The 3,587-nt window shown below is 62.5% G+C and carries 4 protein-coding genes and 1 pseudogene; 2 read left to right on the plus strand and 3 right to left on the minus strand.

Going from position 1 to position 3,587, the window contains the following annotated elements:
• Both EN991_RS27825 and choX read right to left on the minus strand, forming a co-directional pair.
• A pseudogene (locus EN991_RS27825) lies at positions 1–202 on the minus strand (alpha/beta hydrolase); the annotation flags it as partial.
• Entirely contained in the window at positions 199–1,137 is a 939-nt protein-coding gene (gene choX / locus EN991_RS27830; protein WP_127369955.1) for a choline ABC transporter substrate-binding protein, read from the minus strand. The gene choX and the pseudogene EN991_RS27825, both read right to left, overlap by 4 nt.
• An 81-nt stretch (positions 1,138–1,218) precedes the next feature.
• Between choX and betI the strand changes: the two genes are divergently transcribed.
• Both betI and EN991_RS27840 read left to right on the plus strand, forming a co-directional pair.
• On the plus strand, positions 1,219–1,857 hold the full coding sequence (gene betI, locus EN991_RS27835; protein WP_024505714.1) for a transcriptional regulator BetI: 639 nt from the start codon (positions 1,219–1,221) through the stop codon (positions 1,855–1,857).
• Positions 1,858–1,980: 123 nt separating this feature from the next.
• Positions 1,981–2,739 carry an SDR family oxidoreductase gene (locus EN991_RS27840; protein WP_127369956.1) on the plus strand — a complete coding sequence of 253 codons (759 nt, stop codon included), beginning with the start codon at positions 1,981–1,983 and terminating at the stop codon, positions 2,737–2,739.
• Here EN991_RS27840 and EN991_RS27845 read toward each other — a convergent pair.
• On the minus strand, positions 2,724–3,587 hold an 864-nt coding region (locus EN991_RS27845), incomplete at its 5' end, for a LysR substrate-binding domain-containing protein (protein WP_127369957.1). The genes EN991_RS27840 and EN991_RS27845 overlap by 16 nt on opposite strands.

Raw genomic sequence — 3,587 nt, forward strand, 5'->3', positions numbered from 1 at the left:
CCAGGACGGCTGGGCCGGCCAGATAGGGCGCCAGAAGCGAAAAGCTGCGGCTGGTGTCGGTGAAGCCGTGCACCAACAGCAGTGCCGGCTCGGCGCCTGTTATCTCGACATAGGCGATGTCGAGATTGCCGACAGTGACGAACTGCTTGCGGCCGGCCCAGCCGTCCTGGTTCGCGCAGGCATTCAGCACCGCCGCCCTCACAGGCCGAGCTTTTCCTTGACCGCGGCAAGGCCGGGTTGGCCGTCGAAGGTGGTGACACCGGCGAGCCAGGCATCGAGACGGCTCTTGTTGGCCGTGATTGCCTTCAGCGCGCCGTCCTCCGGCTTCATGCCGTCATTGATCAGATAACCCATGCCGACATTCTCGAAATCGATGTCGAAGGCGAGGTTTTTCAAGAACTGTGCGACGTTCGGGCATTGCTGCAGATAGCCCTTGCGCACCTGCGTCGTCACCGTCGCGGCGCCGAAATTCGGGCCGAAGAACTTGTCGCCGCCGGTCAGATATTTGAAGTCGTACATCGTGTTCATCGGGTGCGGCGCCCAGCCCTGGAAGACGATGAACTGCTTCTCCTTGATCTCGTAGCCGACCTCGGAAAGCATGCCGGCTTCGCTCGATTCGACCACCTGCCAGCCGTCCAGGCCAAAGGCGGGATCGGCGATAGCGTCCATCATCAACTGGTTTGAACCGGGCTCGATGCCGTACATTTTCTTGCCGAATTTGTCGGCGAATTTGTGCAGGTCGGAAATGTCCTTGACGCCGGCTTCCCAGACATAGGTCGGCACGGCGAATGTGTATTTGGCGCCTACGAGATTGACGCGCACATTCTCGACCGAGCCGTCCTTCTTGTAGGGCTCGTAATAGGTGACCATGGCCGGGTCCCAGTAGCCCAGGAACAGGTCGAGGTCCCTGTTCTTCATGCCCTCGTAGATGACGTTGATGCCGAGCACCTGGCTTTGCGGCTGATAGCCAAGCGCCTCCAACAGGACATTTGCGACTCCTGTGGTGAAGGCAAGGTCGTTCCAGCCGGGTTCGGCCATGCGGACCGTCTTGCACTCTTCGGCCTCGGCCGCCTGGGCCGCATGAGTGGCCAACATGAGGCCGGCAAGGCAGACGCCATTTGCAAGGATGCGCAACATTTCGGTTCTCCTCGTCCACAAAATTGACCAATCGGTCTTTTTATTGTCCCATGGGTCAATTCTTGATCTGAACGGACGAAGATGTCAACGTGGATTCGACATGCATGGACCGATGCCGTGAAACTCAAGCGTCTCAGTGAGATCCGCCGCAAGGAATTGCGGCAGGCGGCCTTCGCGGTGCTGGAGCGCGAGGGCATTGCCGGCGCGACCCTGGAAAAGGTGGCGGCGCAGGCCGGTGCCTCCAAGGGCATCGTGCTGCACTATTTCCGCAACAAGCAGGAATTGTTCGAGCACGCGATGCGTGAGGCAAACGCCGTCCTGTGCCAGGCGGTGATCGCGCGGCTTCGCCGGGCGCAGACACCGATGGAGCGCATGGATGCGGTGATCGAGGGCAATTTCGAGGAGCATCTGTTCCAGCCGCCTCTCTGCCATGCCTGGCTGTCGCTCTGCGCCGAGGTGCCGCGCGACGAGAAGATGGCTCGTATCCAGAGGGTGATCCATGCGCGCATGCGCTCGAACCTGTTGTCGGGCCTGCGCGGCCTCGCCTCGCCCGGAGATGCCGACGACATCGCGCTTGGCGTCACCGCGCTGATCGACGGGCTTTGGTTGCGGCTCGGCCTGCAGCCGGGCAGTGTGTCGCGCGAACAGGCTGTCCGCCAGGTCAAGAATTATGTCGCGGGACGGCTGGCTTTGGGGGAGCTTGCGACCGCCGGCGCTTAAACCAGCCTCGGCCGGCCTGCCGGGTGGCAGCGGTCGAAGTTCATACTGTGGGATAGGCTGACGGCTTGACCTTGGCCGCCACTATACGGTGCTCTCGACGACGCAGAAATCTCGGAGCATCCGATGAGACTTCACAACAAGCGCGCGCTGGTTACCGGCGGGTCGGACGGTATCGGCCTGGCGATCGCCGAGGCCTTTTCGCGCGAGGGCGCGGACGTCCTGATCGTCGGCCGTGACACCAAAAAGCTCGACGCCGCCCATAAGCAGCTCGGCGGCACTATCGAGACGCTGTCGGCCGATCTTGCCACATCGGCCGGCATTGCGGCCGTCGGCGAGCACGTCAAAGAATCCGGCAGGCCGCTCGATATTCTCGTCAACAATGCCGGGGTGGCTTTCCTGGTGCCGTTCGATACCGTCAGCGAGGCGCAGTTCCAACAATCCTTCGCGCTCAATGTGACGGCGGTGTTCTTCCTCACGCAGGGTCTGCTGCCGCATCTGGCGGCCGGCGCGTCGGTGATCAACATCTCGTCCTATTTCGCCAACAAGATGATCCCGAAGCGGCCCTCGAGCCTCTATTCCCTGTCAAAGGGCGCGTTGAACTCGCTGACCAAATCGCTGGCCTTCGAACTCGGCCCGCGCAGCATCCGCGTCAACGCCATCGCGCCCGGCACTGTCGACACCGCCATGCGACGCAAGACCGTCGACAATTTGCCGGCCGAGGCAAAGGCCGAGCTGAAAGTCTATGTCGAGCGCAGCTATCCGCTTGGCAGAATCGGCCGCCCCGACGATCTGGCGGGCATCGCAGTGTACCTCGCTAGCGACGAGGCGGCCTGGACCAGCGGCGGGGTCTTCTCCGTCGACGGTGGTTATACTGCGGGCTGATCCGTCCGGGCGCCACGCCAAGCGCCGACATTTTCTGCGACGCCACTTTCTACAAATCCAAGTACGCCTACCGCCTCCAGGACCTGATCGCGAACCCAGCGATGGGGTGGCTCGTCGTCGTGGCGCGCGTGCCAGTACATCCTGATTTCCGGAACAGCAATGGGAAGCGGCGGTTCAAAGATGACGAGCGGCAGGGTCTCGGCCGCCCAAACCGCGAACTGCCTGGGCACCGCCGACAGGTGGTTTCCATTTGCCACGGCTAATGCGACAGCCTGAAAGTGCGGCAGGGTCAGGCTTACACGGCGCGTCCGCCCGATCTTGCGGAGCGCCTCGTCGGTGGAGCCCGACATCGACCCGTCGATAGAACGAAGAATATGGGGCAGCTCGCAGAAGAGGTCGATCGGCAGAGTCTTGCCTTCCATGATTCCCGCCTGCCTGATCGCAGCGTTGTCGTGCGCGGCGATGATGGCGAATGGTGAATGGAACAGAGGCGTGCTTGAGACCCAGTCGGAGACCTCCAGCGGACGCTCGAGCGCTACGTCGATTTCATCGTCCTGGAGCAGCCGCGAGACATCGCCGCGCGCGCTATCGAGAAACCTTAGCGACGCGCGCGGCGCGGCGCCAGCGATGCGTGCCGCCAGCGCTGGCATCAGCATCATGGAAAAGAAATCCGCCCCCATGAACGTGAAGGTTCGCTCCAGTTCCGCCGGATCGAACGCCTTGGCCGAATGGAAGACGCGTTCGATCTCGCGAAGCGCCACGCGCAACGGCTCGGCCATGCTCTCGGCGCGCGGTGTCGGCATCATGTCATTGCCCCGTCGCACGAACAGCTGGTCGTTGAGGAGATG

Source organism: Mesorhizobium sp. M7A.F.Ca.US.005.03.2.1, from assembly GCF_003997795.1.
Classification (GTDB): domain Bacteria; phylum Pseudomonadota; class Alphaproteobacteria; order Rhizobiales; family Rhizobiaceae; genus Mesorhizobium; species Mesorhizobium ciceri.